The organism is Pimelobacter simplex, from assembly GCF_900114845.1.
GTDB classification, from domain to species: domain Bacteria; phylum Actinomycetota; class Actinomycetes; order Propionibacteriales; family Nocardioidaceae; genus Nocardioides; species Nocardioides simplex.
Window position 1 is genome coordinate 177,655 of record NZ_FOUK01000007.1, and the last position, 16,572, is coordinate 194,226.

The 16,572-nt window shown below is 72.0% G+C and carries 23 protein-coding genes and 1 tRNA gene; 4 read left to right on the forward strand and 20 right to left on the reverse strand.

Annotated elements, in window-relative coordinates; genetic code table 11:
• Window positions 1–109 precede the first annotated feature (109 nt).
• Complete coding sequence (locus tag BM223_RS25105; RefSeq protein WP_038680118.1) at window positions 110–871, forward strand: SDR family NAD(P)-dependent oxidoreductase; 762 nt, start codon at window positions 110–112, stop codon at window positions 869–871.
• A 6-nt stretch (window positions 872–877) separates the two neighbouring features.
• Here BM223_RS25105 and BM223_RS25110 read toward each other — a convergent pair whose 3' ends face one another.
• The 4 genes from BM223_RS25110 to BM223_RS25125 all read right to left on the reverse strand — a co-directional run bounded on the left by BM223_RS25110 (window position 878) and on the right by BM223_RS25125 (window position 4,416).
• Complete coding sequence (locus BM223_RS25110) at window positions 878–1,327, reverse strand: carboxymuconolactone decarboxylase family protein (RefSeq protein WP_038680120.1); 450 nt, start codon at window positions 1,325–1,327, stop codon at window positions 878–880.
• Window positions 1,324–1,635 carry a GNAT family N-acetyltransferase gene (locus BM223_RS25115; protein ID WP_038680122.1) on the reverse strand — a complete coding sequence of 104 codons (312 nt, stop codon included), beginning with the start codon at window positions 1,633–1,635 and terminating at the stop codon, window positions 1,324–1,326. The genes BM223_RS25110 and BM223_RS25115 overlap by 4 nt, the downstream gene beginning before the upstream one ends.
• Window positions 1,636–1,762: 127 nt before the next feature.
• Window positions 1,763–3,973 (reverse strand): catalase/peroxidase HPI, encoded by a 2,211-nt coding sequence (gene katG / locus BM223_RS25120; RefSeq protein WP_038680124.1) that lies wholly within the window; start codon window positions 3,971–3,973, stop codon window positions 1,763–1,765.
• 17 nt (window positions 3,974–3,990) lie between these two features.
• Entirely contained in the window at window positions 3,991–4,416 is a 426-nt protein-coding gene (locus tag BM223_RS25125) for a Fur family transcriptional regulator (protein WP_141267484.1), read from the reverse strand.
• 99 nt (window positions 4,417–4,515) lie between these two features.
• Here BM223_RS25125 and BM223_RS29370 point away from each other — a divergent pair, with 99 nt between their 5' ends.
• Entirely contained in the window at window positions 4,516–4,692 is a 177-nt protein-coding gene (locus BM223_RS29370) for a hypothetical protein (RefSeq protein WP_158510212.1), read from the forward strand.
• Between the two features lie 71 nt (window positions 4,693–4,763).
• On the opposite strand, the gene sodN is transcribed toward BM223_RS29370, so the two are convergent.
• The 4 genes from sodN to BM223_RS25145 all read right to left on the reverse strand — a co-directional run bounded on the left by sodN (window position 4,764) and on the right by BM223_RS25145 (window position 6,602).
• Entirely contained in the window at window positions 4,764–5,159 is a 396-nt protein-coding gene (gene sodN, locus BM223_RS25130; protein WP_038680128.1) for a superoxide dismutase, Ni, read from the reverse strand.
• A gap of 38 nt (window positions 5,160–5,197) precedes the next feature.
• Window positions 5,198–5,728 (reverse strand): flavin reductase family protein, encoded by a 531-nt coding sequence (locus BM223_RS25135; protein ID WP_038680130.1) that lies wholly within the window; start codon window positions 5,726–5,728, stop codon window positions 5,198–5,200.
• Window positions 5,725–6,048: a ferredoxin gene (gene fdxA / locus BM223_RS25140; RefSeq protein ID WP_038680132.1), complete on the reverse strand. Its 324-nt coding sequence runs from the start codon at window positions 6,046–6,048 to the stop codon at window positions 5,725–5,727. Before fdxA ends, BM223_RS25135 begins: the two co-directional genes overlap by 4 nt.
• Before the next feature lie 71 nt (window positions 6,049–6,119).
• Window positions 6,120–6,602, reverse strand: a complete 483-nt coding sequence (locus BM223_RS25145) for a DUF1877 family protein (protein ID WP_052138821.1) — start codon at window positions 6,600–6,602, stop codon at window positions 6,120–6,122.
• 122 nt (window positions 6,603–6,724) lie between these two features.
• On the opposite strand from BM223_RS25145, the gene BM223_RS25150 reads away from it, so the two are divergent.
• A complete protein-coding gene (locus BM223_RS25150) occupies window positions 6,725–7,315 on the forward strand; it encodes a hypothetical protein (protein ID WP_038680134.1) in 591 nt (196 codons plus the stop codon).
• A gap of 39 nt (window positions 7,316–7,354) precedes the next feature.
• On the opposite strand, the gene BM223_RS25155 is transcribed toward BM223_RS25150, so the two are convergent.
• The 11 genes from BM223_RS25155 to BM223_RS25200 all read right to left on the reverse strand — a co-directional run bounded on the left by BM223_RS25155 (window position 7,355) and on the right by BM223_RS25200 (window position 13,924).
• Window positions 7,355–7,540, reverse strand: coding sequence for a hypothetical protein (locus tag BM223_RS25155; RefSeq protein ID WP_038680137.1), 186 nt, complete (start codon window positions 7,538–7,540; stop codon window positions 7,355–7,357).
• A gap of 41 nt (window positions 7,541–7,581) precedes the next feature.
• Window positions 7,582–7,920: a hypothetical protein gene (locus BM223_RS25160; RefSeq protein WP_038680139.1), complete on the reverse strand. Its 339-nt coding sequence runs from the start codon at window positions 7,918–7,920 to the stop codon at window positions 7,582–7,584.
• A 221-nt stretch (window positions 7,921–8,141) separates the two neighbouring features.
• A tRNA-Ala gene (locus tag BM223_RS25165) sits at window positions 8,142–8,214 on the reverse strand.
• Window positions 8,215–8,294: 80 nt separating this feature from the next.
• Window positions 8,295–8,906, reverse strand: coding sequence for a histidine phosphatase family protein (locus BM223_RS25170; RefSeq protein WP_052138822.1), 612 nt, complete (start codon window positions 8,904–8,906; stop codon window positions 8,295–8,297).
• A gap of 2 nt (window positions 8,907–8,908) precedes the next feature.
• Window positions 8,909–9,334, reverse strand: coding sequence for a ribosome silencing factor (rsfS, locus tag BM223_RS25175; RefSeq protein WP_038680141.1), 426 nt, complete (start codon window positions 9,332–9,334; stop codon window positions 8,909–8,911).
• A gap of 10 nt (window positions 9,335–9,344) precedes the next feature.
• A complete protein-coding gene (gene nadD, locus BM223_RS25180) occupies window positions 9,345–9,980 on the reverse strand; it encodes a nicotinate-nucleotide adenylyltransferase (protein ID WP_075018758.1) in 636 nt (211 codons plus the stop codon).
• A 13-nt stretch (window positions 9,981–9,993) separates the two neighbouring features.
• Window positions 9,994–10,158: a hypothetical protein gene (locus tag BM223_RS29375; RefSeq protein ID WP_170222553.1), complete on the reverse strand. Its 165-nt coding sequence runs from the start codon at window positions 10,156–10,158 to the stop codon at window positions 9,994–9,996.
• Between the two features lie 41 nt (window positions 10,159–10,199).
• Window positions 10,200–10,661: a VTT domain-containing protein gene (locus BM223_RS25185; protein ID WP_038680144.1), complete on the reverse strand. Its 462-nt coding sequence runs from the start codon at window positions 10,659–10,661 to the stop codon at window positions 10,200–10,202.
• Complete coding sequence (locus BM223_RS25190) at window positions 10,658–11,305, reverse strand: CDP-alcohol phosphatidyltransferase family protein (RefSeq protein ID WP_052138823.1); 648 nt, start codon at window positions 11,303–11,305, stop codon at window positions 10,658–10,660. The genes BM223_RS25185 and BM223_RS25190 overlap by 4 nt, the downstream gene beginning before the upstream one ends.
• A 66-nt stretch (window positions 11,306–11,371) precedes the next feature.
• Window positions 11,372–12,622 (reverse strand): glutamate-5-semialdehyde dehydrogenase, encoded by a 1,251-nt coding sequence (locus tag BM223_RS25195; protein WP_038680146.1) that lies wholly within the window; start codon window positions 12,620–12,622, stop codon window positions 11,372–11,374.
• 18 nt (window positions 12,623–12,640) lie between these two features.
• On the reverse strand, window positions 12,641–13,924 hold the full coding sequence (locus tag BM223_RS25200; RefSeq protein WP_158510213.1) for a phospholipase D-like domain-containing protein: 1,284 nt from the start codon (window positions 13,922–13,924) through the stop codon (window positions 12,641–12,643).
• Between the two features lie 123 nt (window positions 13,925–14,047).
• On the opposite strand from BM223_RS25200, the gene BM223_RS25205 reads away from it, so the two are divergent.
• On the forward strand, window positions 14,048–15,523 hold the full coding sequence (locus tag BM223_RS25205) for a lysyl oxidase family protein (RefSeq protein ID WP_038680150.1): 1,476 nt from the start codon (window positions 14,048–14,050) through the stop codon (window positions 15,521–15,523).
• 74 nt (window positions 15,524–15,597) lie between these two features.
• Here BM223_RS25205 and BM223_RS25210 read toward each other — a convergent pair whose 3' ends face one another.
• Entirely contained in the window at window positions 15,598–16,560 is a 963-nt protein-coding gene (locus tag BM223_RS25210) for an electron transfer flavoprotein subunit alpha/FixB family protein (protein ID WP_038680151.1), read from the reverse strand.
• Window positions 16,561–16,572: the final 12 nt, after the last annotated feature.

A 16,572-nucleotide genomic window follows, 5' to 3' on the forward strand; every position in this document is an offset into this window, starting at 1 on the left:
GTAAGGCATACCTTAGGTACTCGCTCGCACGGCCGCACGTCCGGTCCGGATCCCGGGCCGGACGGCGCCCGCCGCCCCTGCCCGGCAGCGAGGCCGCTAGCGTGCGGGCATGACCGTCACCGACCTGTTCCGACTCGACGGCAAGGTCGCCGTCGTCACCGGCGCGAGCTCCGGGCTCGGCGTCGAGTTCGCCCGCGCCCTGGCCGAGGCCGGCGCCGACGTCGCCCTCGGCGCCCGGCGCGCCGACCGGCTCGCCGACACGGCCCGCCTGGTCGAGGCCGCCGGACGCCGCGCGCTCTGCGTCGCCACCGACGTCGCCGACCCGGCGTCCTGCCAGGCGCTCGTCGACGCCGCGGTCGCCGAGCTGGGCCAAGTCGACATCCTGGTCAACAACGCGGGCGTCGGCACCGCCGTCCCGGCCACGCGCGAGACGCCCGAGCAGTTCCGCCAGGTCATCGACATCAACCTCAACGGCAGCTACTGGATGGCGCAGGCCTGCGGCCGGACCATGCAGCCGGGCTCGAGCATCATCAACATCTCGTCGGTCCTGGGCATCACCACCGCGGGCCTCCCCCAGGCGGCGTACGCCGCGTCGAAGGCCGGCATCATCGGCCTGACCCGCGACCTGGCCCAGCAGTGGACCGGCCGCAAGGGCATCCGGGTCAACGCGATCGCGCCCGGCTTCTTCGCCTCCGAGATGACCGACGACTACCCGCCGGGCTACCTCGAGCAGCAGCAGGCGCGCATCCCGGCCGGCCGCAAGGGCGACGCCCGCGAGCTCGCCGCCACCGTCGTCTTCCTCGCCTCCGACGCGGCCGGCTACCTGACCGGCCAGACGATCGCCGTCGACGGCGGGCTCACGATCACCTGAGGGGCGCTACCTGACGGGGTGGTGGCTCGTCATCGAGATCCGGTTGAAGGCGTTCATCGTCAGCGCCACCCAGGCCACCGCGGCGAAGGCACCGTCGCCGAGCACCGTGCGGCTGTCGTCCTCGGTACGACGGCGGGTGTCGGCGTCGGGCAGCGTCGTGATCGACTCGGCGAGCGCCAGCGCGGCCCGCTCCTGCACGGTGAACAGACCGGTCTCCGACCACGCCGGCAGCACCGCGAGACGCCGCTCGGACTCCCCCGCCCGGACCGCGCGGCGGTGGTGCAGGTCAATGCAGAACGCGCAGCTGTTGAGCTGCGAGACGCGCAGGTTGACCAGCTCGACGAGCAGCCGGTCGAGCCCCGCCGCCTCCGCCGCGACGCCCGCCTCGCGGGCCAGGTCGGTGGCGGCGGCGTACGCCGCGGGGACGGCCTTGTCGAGGTAGAGCGGGGTGCTCATGCCGCCGGGTCGGTGATGTCGTCGTACTCGGGGTGCTTGGTCAGCCACTTCGCCACGTAGGGGCAGTGCGCGATGATCCGCTTGCCCTGGGCGCGCACGTCTGCCAGGGCCATCTCGACGACCCCGCCGGCCAGCCCGCGGCCGCCGTACGCGTCGTCGACCTCGGTGTGCACGAAGTCGACGTGGACGTCGTCCGGGAGCCGGTACTGGGTGAACCCGGCGAGCGTCTCGCCGTCGCGGATCTCGTAGCGGTGCTTCTCGGGAACGTGGACGTAGGCGATGGCGCTGTTGTCGGGTGCGTCGCTCATGGGCCCATCCTGCCCTGTCGCCCAGCAGCCCCCGCACTCAACCGCTCCGCGGGGCGAAAACAGCCGGAGGCCGCCCCGCGAGTGCGGGACGGCCTCCGGTCCGTCGTGGATCAGTGCGGAGCGATGCTCAGCGCAGGTCCCAGCGGTCGGCGTCCATGACCTTGGTCCAGGCGGCGGCGAAGTCGCGGACGAACTTCTCGTTCGCGTCGTCGCTGGCGTAGACCTCGGCGAGGGCGCGCAGCTCGGAGTTCGAGCCGAACACGAGGTCGTTGCGGCTGCCGGTCCAGGTGCGGCCGTCCTCGGTGGTGCCCGAGAAGACCTCCTCGGACTCGTCCGTCGCGGTCCACGTGGTGCCGAGCTCGAGCAGGTTGACGAAGAAGTCGTTCGTCAGCACGCCCGGGCGGTCGGTGAGCACGCCGAGGTCCGAGCCGTCCCAGTTGGTGCCGAGCACGCGGAGGCCGCCGATGAGGACGGTGAGCTCCGGCGCGCTGACGCCGAGCAGGTTGGCGCGGTCGACGAGGGCGAACTCGCTCGGGTACTTGCTCGACTTCGGCAGGTAGTTGCGGAAGCCGTCGGCCTTGGGCTCGAGGTAGCCGAACGACTCGACGTCGGTCTGCTCCTGGGTGGCGTCGCCGCGACCGGTGGTGGTCGTGACGGTGAGGTCGACGCCGGCCGCGGCGGCGGCCTGCTCGACGCCCACGGAGCCGGCGATGACGATCGTGTCGGCCAGCGAGGCGCCCTGGGCGGTCGCGATCTCCTGGAGCTTGGCGAGGACCGGTGCGAGCTCGGCGGGACGGTTGATCGCCCACGACTTCTGCGGCTCGAGCGCGATCCGGGCACCGTTGGCGCCACCGCGCTTGTCGGAGCTGCGGTACGTCGACGCGGAGGCCCACGCCGTCGAGACGAGCTGCGAGACCGAGAGGCCCGCGGCGGCGATCGCCTTCTTGAGACCGGCGACCTGGTCGTCGCTCAGCTCGCGGCCGGCGGGGACCGGGTCCTGCCAGACGAAGTCCTCGGCCGGGACGTCGGCGCCGAGGTAGCGCGACTTCGGGCCCATGTCGCGGTGGGTCAGCTTGAACCACGCGCGGGCGTAGGCGTCGGTGAAGGCGTCCTGGTCCTCCTTGAACCGCAGCGAGATCTCGCGCATCTCGGGGTCCTCGCGCAGGGCGAGGTCGGAGGTCAGCATGCGCGGCTCGCGCTTGCCCTCGCCGAACGACTCGGGCACCAGGTCGGCACCGCCGTTGTTCTTCGGGCGCCACTGCTTCGCGCCGGCCGGGGACTCGAAGAGCTCCCAGTCGTAGGCGAAGAGGATGTGGAAGAACTCGTTGTCCCAGCGGGTCGGGTGGTAGGTCCAGGTGACCTCGAGGCCCGACGTGATGGCGTCGATGCCCTTGCCCGAGGCGTGCGAGGACTTCCAGCCCAGGCCCTGCTCCTCGATCGGGGCGGCCTCCGGCTCGGGACCGACGGCCTCGGCCGGGCCGTTGCCGTGGGTCTTGCCGAAGGTGTGCCCACCGGCGATGAGCGCCACGGTCTCCTCGACCGTCATGCCCATGCGGCCGAAGGTCTCCTTGATGTCGACGGCCGACGCCAGCGGGTCGGGGTTGCCGTTGGGGCCCTCGGGGTTGACGTAGATCAGGCCCATCTGGACCGCGGCGAGCGGGTCGTCGAGGTCGCGCTCACCGCTGTAGCGCTCGTCCTCGAGCCACACGGTCTCGGGACCCCAGTAGACGTCGTCGTCGGCCTCCCAGACGTCGGGGCGGCCGCCGCCGAAGCCGAAGATCGGGAAGCCCATGTCCTCCTGCGCGACGTTGCCGGCGAGGATGAGCAGGTCGCCCCACGAGAGGGACTTGCCGTACTTCTTCTTGACCGGCCAGAGCAGCCGGCGGGCCTTGTCGAGGTTGCCGTTGTCGGGCCAGGAGTTGGTCGGCGCGAAGCGCTGCTGGCCGTGCCCGGCACCGCCGCGGCCGTCGGTGGCCCGGTAGGTGCCGGCCGCGTGCCACGCCATCCGGACGAACAGCGGGCCGTAGTGGCCGAAGTCGGCCGGCCAGAAGTCCTTCGAGTCGGTCAGCACGGCCTTGACGTCGGCCTTGACGGCCTCGAGGTCGAGCGCGAGGAAGGCGGCCTTGTAGTCGAAGTCGCCACCGAACGGGTCGGCCACGGCCGGGTTCTTGGCGAGGATCTTGAGGTTGAGCTTGTTGGGCCACCACTGCTGGTTCGGCGAGCCGGTGGTGGGGTGGGTCAGGCCACCGTGCATGACCGGGCACTTGCCCGCGGACTGCTGCGCATCCTGCGGCTCCTCGGTCACGAGGGGTTCGGTGTGTTCGGTGCTCTCGGGCATCGGGTTCCTTTCGGGAACTACAGGGGACGGGATGAGCAGTCGGGGCAGAGGCCCCAGTAGATGACCTCGGCTTCGTCGATGACGAACCCGTGGGAGTCGGAGGCGGTCAGGCACGGCACGTGGCCCACGGCGCAGTCGACGTCGGCGATGTCGCCGCACGACCGGCAGACCACGTGGTGGTGGTTGTCGCCGGTCCGGGTCTCGTAGCGCGCCACCGAGCCCGCCGGCTTGATGCTGCGCACCAGGCCGGCCTGGGTCAGGGTGTGGAGCGAGTCGTAGACCGCCTGGTGGGAGACGTCGGGCAGCAGCGCGCGCGCCGCCGCGATGAGGCTCTCGGTGTCGGCGTGCGGGGACGCGTGCACCGCCTCGAGGACGGCAAGCCGCGGCCGGGTGACCCGGAGCGCGACGTCCCGCAGCTGCTGCTGGAAGTCGGGCGCGGTCATGTCCCCCAGCATGCCACTTTTCTTGAACGAGTCAAGACTTGGGGGGCGTGTCGCCGCGACCGGCCGACTGGGTACGACGGCGCCGGGTACTGCGCCTCCATGAGCCAGACACTCGCCATCATCGCCGGAGTGGTCGTCGTCGCCTTCATCGCCCTGGGCCTGGTGTGGGCGTTCACGGCCGACCGCCGGCGCAACGAGGAGGTCGCGCACGACCCCGAGCGCCTCGACACCGAGCCCGGCGCCCAGCCGAGGTCGGACCCGCACCAGCTCCCCTGATGCGCCGAACGGCCGGCCCGCGCGCCGTCGGGGGCTCGCGGACCGGCCGTTCCCGGCCTGACTAGGGGGGTTCAGGCCTGCTTGGTAGCCCAGAAGATCTCGGCGATCTCGTCGATCTTGGCGAGGAGCTCGTCGGCCTTGGCCGCGTCGAGGGTGCCCTTGGTGCCGGTGGCGCCGGCGAGCTTGGTGGCCTCGTTGACCAGCGTGTGGAGCTGGGGGTACTTCTCGAAGTGCGGGGGCTTGAAGTAGTCGGTCCACAGCACCCAGAGGTGGTGCTTGACCAGCTCGGAGCGCTGCTCCTTGATGAGGATCGCGCGGGTGCGGAAGTCGGGGTCGTCGCTGTCGAGGGCCTTGGCGATGACGGCCTTGACCGACTCGGCCTCGATGCGGGCCTGGGCGGGGTCGTAGACGCCGCAGGGCAGGTCGCAGTGGGCGGAGACCTCGACGGTGGGCGCGAAGAAGCGCATGGGTGTTCCTCTCGGGTGGTGGGTACGACGGGCGGGGATCAGCCCTCGACCACGCGCAGCGGGCGCTGGGCGCGGGTCTCCGGCACGGGGGCCGGCGTCCAGTAGGCACGGTCGTGGTGGACCAGCGGCGGCGCGGAGGCGCCGAGCTCGACGTCCTCGACGACGAGCAGCACGAGCCATGACGAGCCCGCGGGGATCACGTGAGCCGGCCGGCCGCGGAAGGTCGCGACGGCGCCGGGCAGCACCAGCCCGTTCGCGCCGCGCCGCCAGCCCTGCTCGGCCGTGAACCGCTCGGCCCGCCGGTCCGCGTACGCCGTGGCGAGGTCGGCCTGTCCGGCGCCGAGCACGAACACCGACAGGTCCGTGCTGCCGACGAGCCGGGCGCCTGCCGTGCCGGTGCGGGCGAGTGAGAACGACAGCAGCGGCGGGTCGGCGCTGACCGACGCGACGCTCGACACGGTCGCGCCGACGGGACCGTCCGGGGTCTCCCCCACCACGATCGTCACACCGGCGGCGTGACGCCGGAAGCCTGCCTTGAAGCGGTCGTCCAGCGATCCCCCGGCGGTCACGACGCCGCCTCCTGGGGCGGCAGCGCGGCGACGAGCGGGTGGTCGGGCGCCGTCCCGAAGCGGGCGGCGCCGCCTGGGGAGCCGATGGTGTCGAAGAAGGTCGTGTTGACCTCCAGGTAGACCTTCTGGTCGCCGGGCAGGTCGTCCTCGTAGTAGATGGCCTCGACCGGGCACACCGGCTCGCAGGCTCCGCAGTCGACGCACTCGTCGGGGTGGACGTAGAGCATCCGCTCCCCCTCGTAGATGCAGTCCACGGGGCACTCGTCGACACAGGCGCGGTCCTTGAGGTCCACGCAGGGCTGCGAGACGACGTAGGTCATGAGGTCTCCCTTCGCTCGGAACGAAGGCTAGAACCTCAACTCGACTTGAGGTCCAGGGGAAGCGAGATAGGTCACAGGATGCTGACCACGAGGTGCCGTCCGGCGGCCAGGGCCGCGCGGTGCGCCGCGTGGAGCAGCGCGAACGCCTCGGCCAGCTCGGCGCGCAGCCCGTCGGCGTCCGCCGTCCAGGTGCGGGGGTAGATCCCGGCGGCGTCGTACGCCGTGAAGTCGGCCGCCGCGAGCAGCGCCGCCACGTCGACCGCCTCGAGCGCCGCGACGACGGCGGGGAGCTCGTCGGCCTCGGTGCAGCCGGCGTACGTGTCGGCGTCGAGGACGTGCACCCCCACCACCGCCTCGCTCAGCGGATCGCCCTCGCGGGGCGAGGACGCGCTGACGCCGGTGAGCAGGAAGTGCAGCCCGTCCCAGGCCTTGTCGAGATAGGTCGGCTCCCCGCGTTCCTCCAGCTCGTCGAGCGCGTCCGGGAGGTCGTCCGGGTCGAGCTCGACGAGCCGGTCGAGGGTCTCCTCGTCCACCTGCACGTACACCGCTTGCATGCCCACGCCGGGAGCGTAGCGCCGCGGGACCTTCGGCCCGCCGGACGGCGACCTGCGGCCCTGCCGTCGTCCCCGGCCCCGGTGGTGCACTCGAAGCACCCACCAACCGGAGGAGCCCGACCATGGCCACCATCGCCACCCCTCTCCCCAGCACCGCCGACCACCACGACGAGACAGCCGGAGCCGGAGCCGGCGCCGGCCCGGCCGCGCGCCGCGCCCTCGCGGCGCTCCGCATCGCCTTCGGCCTCACGTTCCTGTGGGCCTTCTTCGACAAGCTGCTCGCGCTCGGCTACCACACCGGCTACAACCAGTCCGGCGTCCTCGACCGCTTCGGTCCGGCCGCCTGGATCCACGGCGGCAGCCCCACCGAGGGCTTCCTCGCCTTCGGCGCGGACGGTCCCTTCAAGGGCTTCTGGAACAGCCTGGCCGGCACCGCCTTCGCGGACTGGGCGTTCATGCTCGGCCTGCTCGGCGTCGGCATCACGCTGACGTTCGGCATCGGCATGCGGCTCGGCACCCTGGCCGGGTTCGTGATGTACGTGCTGATGTGGTCGGTCGTGCTGCCGCCGGCCAACAACCCCGTCCTCGACGAGCACGTCCTGGGCGCGCTCAGCATGGCGGTCCTCGGCCTCACCGGCGCCGGCGCCACCTGGGGCCTGGGCCGCGCGTGGTCCCGGACGGCGCTCGTCCGCCGGCTCCCGGTGCTCCGCTGAGCACCCCCGGCAGCAGCCGCGCCCGGGCGCGGTCGTCCCTCAGCGGTGGGGCGGCCGCGCCACCGAGATGCCCAGCGCGACGCCGAGACCGGCGATCAGCGAGCCGAGCATCGCCCAGGACTGGCTGGTGTCCGAGCCGGAGCCGATGTAGCCCATCCCGGCCAGCGCGATGAAGGCGCCGCCCGCCACCAGGGCGAGCGCGAGGATGAAGCCGACGATCCGCATGCTGCCGGACCTTACTAGGCCGCCAAGGCGATCCCCCGCCCTCAGCGACGGACCGCGCTCGCGACCTTCTTCAGCGCGCCCGCACCGGCCCCGACACCCCGCGGGATCAGCCGGTGCGGCTTGCCGTTCGCCAGGTCGAGGACGGAGTCGGCGATCCCCCAGGTCAGCTTGCCCTCGGAGAGCTCGACGAGGGTCTCCAGCGGAAGACCGACGGTCATGTCCTCGAGCTCCTGGCGCTCCTTCTCGGTGGCCACCGGCGGGAGCTGACGCACGATCAGCGCCTTGAACGCGCGTCCGGGCAGCGTCGAGGACAGCTCGAGCACGGTGGACTGGCGAGTGAAGGGCCGGGCGGGACGCGACGGGCTCGGGTCGTGGGACATGGGGTCTCCTGTCAGGGCATGGGGCCGGAGCGGCACCGCGCAACGTACCGCGCATCTTGCCGCCGGTCCCGCCTGTTGGGGCGCGAATGCAGAATCCGCAGGTCGCCGGCCCGGGTCCGGAAGGCGTCCGTGCTCGACGCCACGGCCCGCGGTGTCACCAGGCCGAAATGACAATCGGCGGCCCCCTGCGTCTCCGCAGGTGGACCGCCGACTCTCTCCGGTGGAGGTGAGGGGACTCGAACCCCTGACCCCCTGCATGCCATGCAGGTGCGCTACCAGCTGCGCCACACCCCCGGGGTCATCGCCCCGCCCGAGGGCGAAGCAACGACCGGAATACTAGCCAAAGGATCCTCGCGAGGTGAAATCGGGGTGCCTCACAGGTTGTACGACGCGAGCGCCCACTCCCCCGAGGGCCGCTGCTCGAGGACGACGCGACCGCAGTTGCCGAGGCCGCGCAGGTCCTGGGCGACGACCGGGGGCCAGCCGAGGAAGCGGACCAGGCCGACCCGGGTGGCGGCGCCGTGCGAGACGGCGACGCCGGTCTCGCCGGGGGCGAGGGCGGCGGCGAGGTCGGTGAGGGCGGCGGCGTAGCGGGTGGCGACCTGGTCGGCGGTCTCGGCGCCGGGGATGTCGTCCCACTCGCCGAGGCGGAAGCGGGTGAGGGCGGGGCCGTCGCTGGCGCCGAGCTCGGCGTGGGTCCGGCCCTGGTAGGCACCGAGGTGGAACTCCCGCAGCCGCTCGTCGTACGACGGCACGAGGCCGGCCTCCTTGGCGATCTCGTCGGCGGTGGCCCGGGCGCGCGCGAGGTCGCTCGACCACACCAGGGCCGGGCGCAGTGCGGCGACCAGGGGCGCGACGGCGCGGGCCTGCTCGAGACCGACCTCGTCGAGCTCGACGTCGGTCTGGCCCTGGATGCGCAGGGCGGCGTTCCAGGCGGTGCGGCCGTGCCGGACCAGCACCAGGCGGCGGTCGGGCTCGACCCGCACGCTCAGTCCTCCGTGGAGGGGGTGGTCGACGCAGGCGCAGCCGGTGCAGCGGCGCCCGTGGGCCCGTGGATCTCGGCGGGCAGCTCGATGACCGGGCAGTCGCGCCAGAGCCGCTCGAGGGCGTAGAACTCGCGCTCCTCGGCGTGCTGGACGTGGATGACGACGTCGCCGTAGTCGAGCAGCACCCAGCGGCCGTCGCGGTGGCCCTCGCGGCGGATGGGCTTGGCGTCGAGCTCGCGGAGCTTGTCCTCGATCTCCTCGACGATGGCGCGGACCTGGCGGTCGTTGGCGCCCGAGGCGAGCAGGAAGGCGTCGGTGATGGCGAGCTGCTCGCTGACGTCGAAGGCGAGCTGGTCGGTCGCGAGCTTGTCGGCGGCGGCGAGGGCCGCCGTCCGGACGAGGGTCACGGCGTGGTCGGTGGCGGTCATTGTTCTCCGGTCAGTGGGTGGCGGGGTAGAGCCCGTGCTTGGTGATGTACTGGACGACGCCGTCGGGCACGAGGTACCAGACGGGCTGACCCGCCCGCTGCCGCTCCCGGCAGTCGGTCGACGAGATCGCCAGTGCGGGGATCTCCACCATGGTCACCCGGTCGTGCGGAATTCGCGCAAGCGTCGCGGGGTCCATCTCGGCCCCGGGCCGGGTGCAGCCGACGAAGTGGGCGAGCTCGAACAGCTCGTCGGCGTCGCGCCAGCTGAAGATGTCGGTGAGCGCGTCGGCGCCGGTGATGAAGTAGAGGTCGGCGTCGGGGCGCTCGGCACGCAGGTCGCGCAGGGTGTCGCCGGTGTAGGTCGGCCCTGCCCGGTCGATGTCGACCCGGCTGACCGTGAACCGCGGGTTGGCCGCGGTGGCGACGACGGTCATCAGGTACCGGTGCTCGGCCGGGGAGACCTGCCGGTCGGCCTTCTGCCACGGCTGGCCGGTGGGCACGAAGACGACCTCGTCGAGGTCGAACCAGCCCTGGACCTCGGACGCCGCCACGAGGTGCCCGTGGTGGATGGGGTCGAACGTGCCGCCCATCACCCCGATCCGGGTACGCCGGCCGGCGGTCTGCTCGGCGGAGGCCGACCCCGTCACGGGAGGCTCAGGCTCAGCTGTGGTCGCGGCCGCCGCCGAACCACACGAGTCCGAGCAGCAGGAACAGGAGGAACGCCAGCACGACGCCACCGATGAGCCACGGGTTCACGGCGGGCTCGCCGTGCTCCTCAGCGGCGCGGACGGCGAGGACGGCGGCCTGGTTGATCTGGCTGAGCATGGCGGCATCGTATCCAACCCGGACCGGCGACCGTGCACTCCCTAGTGGATCGCGAAGTCGACGCCGAGGAAGAGGAGCGTGAACCTGATCGAGCGCCCCACGAACACGGTCGGGATGAAGGCCCACATCGGCATCTTGAGGATGCCGCCGATGGCCGCCATCGCCAGCAGCGGGGGGATGCCGACGGAGGCGGCGACGAACATGATGGCCGCGGCGTACCAGGGACGTCCCTGCATCCGGCCCATCCACTTGTCGTAGCTGGCCTTGATCTTGGGCCCGGAGAGCTTCTTCTGGGCCCACTTCGACTCCGAGCCGCGCCGGGCGGCCTCGTAGACGATCACCTTGCCGACGGTGGCGCCGGCGCCGGCGGCGATGCCGAGCGAGATCGCGGCCGCCGTACCGCCCTCGGCGGCACCGGCACCGAGGATGTAGACCTCGATCGGGAGGAACGGGAGCAGGGCGGACGCGATGCTGAACGCAAACGTCGTCAGCCACAGGATCATGCCGCTGCTGCCTCGCGCTCGGGCACCGGGACGCCGAGCTGGAGCAGCCAGCGCAGCGAGACGCACTTGAGGACCAGCAGCCCGATCGCGATGATCGTGCCGAGCCAGACCCAGCCGGTGACCAGCAGGATCACGGCGAAGGCGCCCGAGTTGGCGGCCTTGCCGATGCGCGACCAGTTCCAGAGGTAGATCCGGCGGTCGATCACGTGGAAGTAGTTGGGGCTGCGGATCGGCCAGGCGAGGAAGGCCAGCGACAGGTACATGTCGATGACCATGAACTCGAAGAGGTAGATCGCGATCGGGATACCGATCCAGGTCATCGGCTCGTCGCTGATCCAGCCGCCGGGCTGGAGCCAGATCAGGCCGACGTAGAGCGCTCCGCAGCTGAGCCGGTCGCACATCATGTCGACGACCGCGCCCATCCGGGTCTCGCAGTCGCGCCAGCGCGCCCACTCGCCGTCGATGCTGTCGCCGACCCAGTAGGTGACCAGGCCGATGACGATCCAGGTCAGGCTCTCGTCGTACGCCGCCCACACAGCGATCGCGAGCGTGATGACGGTACGGACGAACGTGATGATCGTGGCTCCGGTGAAGAGCCGTTCGACCGTCGGATCGGCGTAGATCCGGTCCGGGGAGCCTGCCATGGGCGCAACCTATCGCGGGACCCTCGCGGATCCGGGTATCGGGAGGTGAACGGAGAGGAACGAGGGTTAGCGGACGTGCCCGTCGCCGATGACGACGTACTTGGTCGACGTCATCTCGGGCAGGCCCATGGGCCCGCGCGCGTGGAGCTTCTGGGTGCTGATGCCGATCTCGGCGCCGAACCCGAACTCGCCGCCGTCGGTGAACCGGGTCGAGGCGTTGACCAGCACGGCAGCCGAGTCGACCTCGGCGACGAACCGGCGCGCGGCACCCTGGTCGTCGGTCACGATCGCGTCGGAGTGGCCGCTGGACCAGGTGCGGATGTGGTCGAGCGCCGTGTCGAGGTCGGGGACGACGCGGGCGGCGATGTCGAGCGAGAGGTACTCGCGGGCCCAGTCGTCGTCGGTGGCCGGCAGGACGCCGTCGAGCGCGCCGAAGGCGGCGTCGCCGTGGATCGTGACGTCGGCCTCCTGCAGCGCCGCGACGACGCGCGGCAGGAAGGCGTCGGCGACGTCGGCGTGGACGAGCAGGGACTCGGCGGCGTTGCAGACCGAGGTGCGGTGGGTCTTGGCGTTGAGGACGATGGCGAGCGCCTTGTCGAGGTCGGCCGCGCGGTCGACGTAGACGTGGCAGTTGCCGACGCCGGTCTCGATGACGGGCACCGTCGACTCGTTGACGACCGACTGGATCAGGCCCGCTCCCCCACGCGGGATGAGGACGTCGACCTGGCCGCGGGCGCGCATGAGCGCCTTGACGCTGTCGTGGGTGTCGCCGGGGACGAGCTGGACGACGTCGGCGTCGAGGCCCGAGGCGGTCACCGCGTCGCGCAGGACAGCGACGATGGCGGCGTTGCTGGAGCGCGCGGACGAGCTGCCGCGCAGGAGCACCGCGTTGCCGGACTTGAGGCAGATCCCGGCGGCATCGGCGGTGACATTGGGCCGGGCCTCGTAGATCATGCCGACGACGCCGAAGGGCACCCGGACCTGGCGCAGCTCGAGCCCGTTGGCGAGCACGCTGCCGCGGACCACCTCGCCGACCGGGTCGGCCAGGCCGGCCACGTCGCGCAGCCCCTGGGCCATGGCCGCGAGCCGCTCGGTGGTCAGCCGCAGCCGGTCGATGATGTTGGCCGGCGTGCCGTCGGCCTCGGCGCGGGCGACGTCGTCGGCGTTGCCGGCCAGGATCTCGTCGCCGCGCGCGACCAGGGCGTCGGCCATCGCGTGGAGGGTGGCGTCCTTCTGGGCCCGGGTGGCCAGCGCCAGCCCCCGGCTGGCGACACGCGCGCGCTGCGCTACCTCACGGACCTCGGCCTCGGCAGTCATGGGGCCAGGATAGAGGCGCTACGCGCAGGGACGTGACGTCGGCTTGCTCCCCGTGCGGTGCGTGGCGCGCGGGCTGCGCCACATCCGCCACCACTGGGCGTCGTACGCGCGGACGGCGGCGGCGTCGTGGATCTCGAAGGTGACCTCGTCGCTGCTCAGCCCCGGCGCGGACCAGTTCTCCGAGCCCGTCCACACGACCCGCGTGCCGCGGCCGCGGAACAGCCCGTCGACGGTGACGTACTTGAGGTGGGAGTAGCAGCGCGAGCCGAACACGATCTCGTCGCCGCTGGTCGCGGGCTTCTCGCCCCAGTCCCAGTCGGCGGCGCGGACCGGGATCCCGGCCCCGCGCAGGATGCTCACGACCGGAGCGCTGACCACGGCGCCGATCACCGAGACCTGGCAGCCCTCGCGGCGCATCGAGGCGAGCTCGCGGGCCAGGCGCTCGCCGCGGGCGCCGTACCAGGCGTACATGTTGACCCGGACGACGCTCCGCCCGCCCACGCCGTAGCCGGCCGGCGGCCGACAGCCCACCTGGCGCAGCCGCCGCAGCTGGGGGTCTCCGGAGCGGGCGACGACGACCCGGCCGCGCGGGCCGGTCCCGAACGGGCGCTGGAAGTCGGCCCGCAGGGTGTCGGACTGGTAGGTGACGTAGCGCGGCGCCGCCGGCCGGTCGCGCTTGAGCTGGTCGAAGACGGCGACCCAGGAGGCGAAGAGAGCGTCGTCGCCGTACACGGTGATCGCGTCGTTCCACTGGCCGTTGGCGGCGGCGCGGCCGAGGTTGCTGGAGCTGTTGATCATGACGGAGCGCGCGGCACCGGACTGGCTGAAGGCGTAGACCTTCATGTGCAGGTTGCCGGTGCGCGAGCCGTTGCGGCAGGCCGCCTTGCAGATCACGAGGAAGCTGCTGCGGGCGGGGTTGCGGCCCAGCCGCCGCTGCAGCCGCTTGATCACCGGGTTGACCAGGTTGTCGTTGACGACGATCTGCACCGCGACGCCGCGCGCCCGCGCCTGCAGCAGGAGGTCGGCGGTGTCGGTGCGGTCGACGTTGTACGTCGCCACGCGGATCGTCGCGCCCGCCGGGGTGTGCCGGATCGCCTGGTGCACCCGCTTGACCACCTGGCGGCGCTGCGCCGGGCGCCCGGTGGGGTCGTTGAAGACCGGTCCGGTCGCCGGCAGCCAGGCTGCCCGGGCCGCGGCCGGCGAGCCCTCGTCACGGGCGGGCGCGGGCGCCGCTCCGGAGGTCACGAGCAGGCCACCGGCCACGATCGCGGTGAGCAGCCTGCGTCCTAGGGTCCCGAGCACCGAAGCAATGTATATGCATCGACTTAAGTCACTCAACATCCGGCGCAACCGAATCACCCTTCGGCGCGTCGATCAACACAGGGGGATCTCCCCCCACACCCCCCACCCTCATCAGGAGGAAACGTGAAGCTGCGTCTCGGAGCCGCCGTCGCGGCGCTGACGGTCGCCGGGCTCACCCTGCCCGGCTCCGCCACGGCCACCCCGCCGGCCGCCGCGAAGCCCGCCGCGAAGGCCGCACCGACGGGCTCCCCCGTCGCGCTGCGCGGTCCCGCGAAGGTCGTCGCCTACAGCGAGGACGGCCGCGTCTACGGCGACCTCGGGATCAACCTCGCCGCCGCCACCGACCAAGCCTTCGAGGTGCGGTCCACCCGGGCCGACTGGAACAGCCCGATCCGCACCGTGTGGCAGTCCCCCTCGGGCCCGGTCGCGCTGCCGGCCCAGACCAGGTGGGACGGCCTGAGCCGGTTCGTCCGGCTCACGATCCGCCGCGCCGACGGGTCGGTCGCCCGTACTCGCTACGTCGACACGTGCCTCAACAGCTACAACACCCAGCGCACCAACCCGGACGCGCCGCTGCGCTCCCCCTATCCCGACGGCTGCCCCGCCAACCCGTTCACCATCGGGTCGGTCCAGGGCATCCAGGCCGGCTGGGTGTCGGGCATCGAGACCTGGAACACCAGCTTCAAGCTCAAGCCGGGCAAGTACACGATCACCGCCGACATCAACGCCGCCTACACCCGGGCGATCGGCATCGCGCCCGCCGACGCGACGCGCACCTACCGGCTCGTCGTCCGCAAGGTGCGGGGCGACAGCGGCGAGGAGTCGGGCCACCGAGCCGGGCACGCCGCCACGGCGCGTCCGTCGGCCACCCCGCCGAGCGGCACCCGCTCCGGCGCCCCCACCGACGCCGTGCCGGACCTGCGCTCGCTGCCGGCCTTCGGCATGACCTTGTCGCCCAACAGCAAGCGGCTGCGGTTCTCGGCCACCGTGTGGAACGCCGGCGACGGCCCGATGGTGGTCGACGGCTTCCGCCGCGGCCGCTCCGACGTGATGGACGCCTACCAGTACTTCATCGACTCCGCGGGCAACCAGACCGGCTACCGCAAGGTCGGCACGATGATCTGGCACAAGGCCAAGAGCCACAACCACTGGCACTTCGAGGACTTCGCCCGCTACACGCTGCTGCGCGCCGACAAGACCGAGGCGGTCCGCTCCCGCAAGGAGTCCTTCTGCCTGGCCAACACCGACGCGGTCGACTACACCGTCCCCGGCGCCGACTGGCGTCCGGAGAACACCGACCTGCACACCGCCTGCGGCGACCGCGGCACGGTCTCGCTGCGCGAGGTGCTCGCGTCGGGCTCGGGTGACACGTACTCGCAGTTCCGCGCCGGCCAGGCGTTCCGGATCGACAACCTGCCCAACGGCATCTACTACATCTCCGTCGAGGGCAACCCGAACCGCAACCTGGTCGAGTCCGACACGACCAACAACGTCGCGCTGCGCAAGATCAAGCTCAGCGGCAAGCCGAAGCACCGCAAGCTGACGGTGTTCCCGGTCGGGATCATCGACGACGAGGGCTACGGCTACGACGAGGAGTGAGTGCTCCCCGGAGATGACGAACGCCGCGGCGACCAGGTGGTCGCCGCGGCGTTCGCGTGCTCAGCGGGTGAGGCTCAGCCCTTGCGCTTCTCGATCTCCGCGGTCACGGCCGGGAGGACGGCGTGGAGGTCACCCACGACACCGAAGTCGACGAGCTCGAAGATCGGCGCCTCCTCGTCCTTGTTGACGGCGACGATCGTCTTCGACGTCTGCATGCCGGCGCGGTGCTGGATCGCGCCGGAGATGCCGTTGGCGACGTAGAGCTGCGGCGAGACCGTCTTGCCGGTCTGGCCGACCTGGAAGGTGTGCGGCTTCCAGCCGGAGTCGACGGCGGCACGCGAGGCGCCGACGGCGGCACCGAGGGCGTCGGCGAGGGCCTCGACCGCGGTGAAGTCACCGCCGGTGCCACGACCACCGGAGACCACGATGGCGGCCTCGGTGAGCTCGGGACGACCGGTCGCCTGACGCGGCTGGGCGGCCACGATCTGGGCGGTCTTGGCGGCGTCGGAGATGGTCGCGGCGAAGGCCTCGACGGCACCGGCACCGGCACCCTCCTCGGGCGCGGCGGCGTTGGGCTTGACCGCGATGATCGGCGTGCCCTTGACCACCTTGGCGGCGACGGTGAAGTTGCCGGCGAAGACGGACTGGGTGGTGACGATCTCGCCACCCTCGACCTGGACGTCGACGGCGTCGGTGATCAGGCCCGACGAGAGCTTGATCGCGAGGCGGCCGGCGATCTCCTTGCCCTCGGCGGAGGACGGGATCAGGATCGCGGCGGGCGAGGTCTTCTCGGCCAGCTGCTGGAGCGCCTCGGCCTTGGGGGCCACGAGGTAGCCCTTGATCTCGGCGTCGTCGACGACGTAGACCTTCTCGGCACCGTAGGTCTTGACCGTCTCGGCGACGGCGTCGGCCTTGTCGGCACCGCCGATGAAGACGGCCGAGGGCTCGCCGATGCGCTTGGCGATGGCCAGGAGCTCGAGCGTGGGCTTGCGGACCGCGCCGTCGACGTGGTCGACCAGAACGAGAACTTCAGACATGGATCAGGCTCC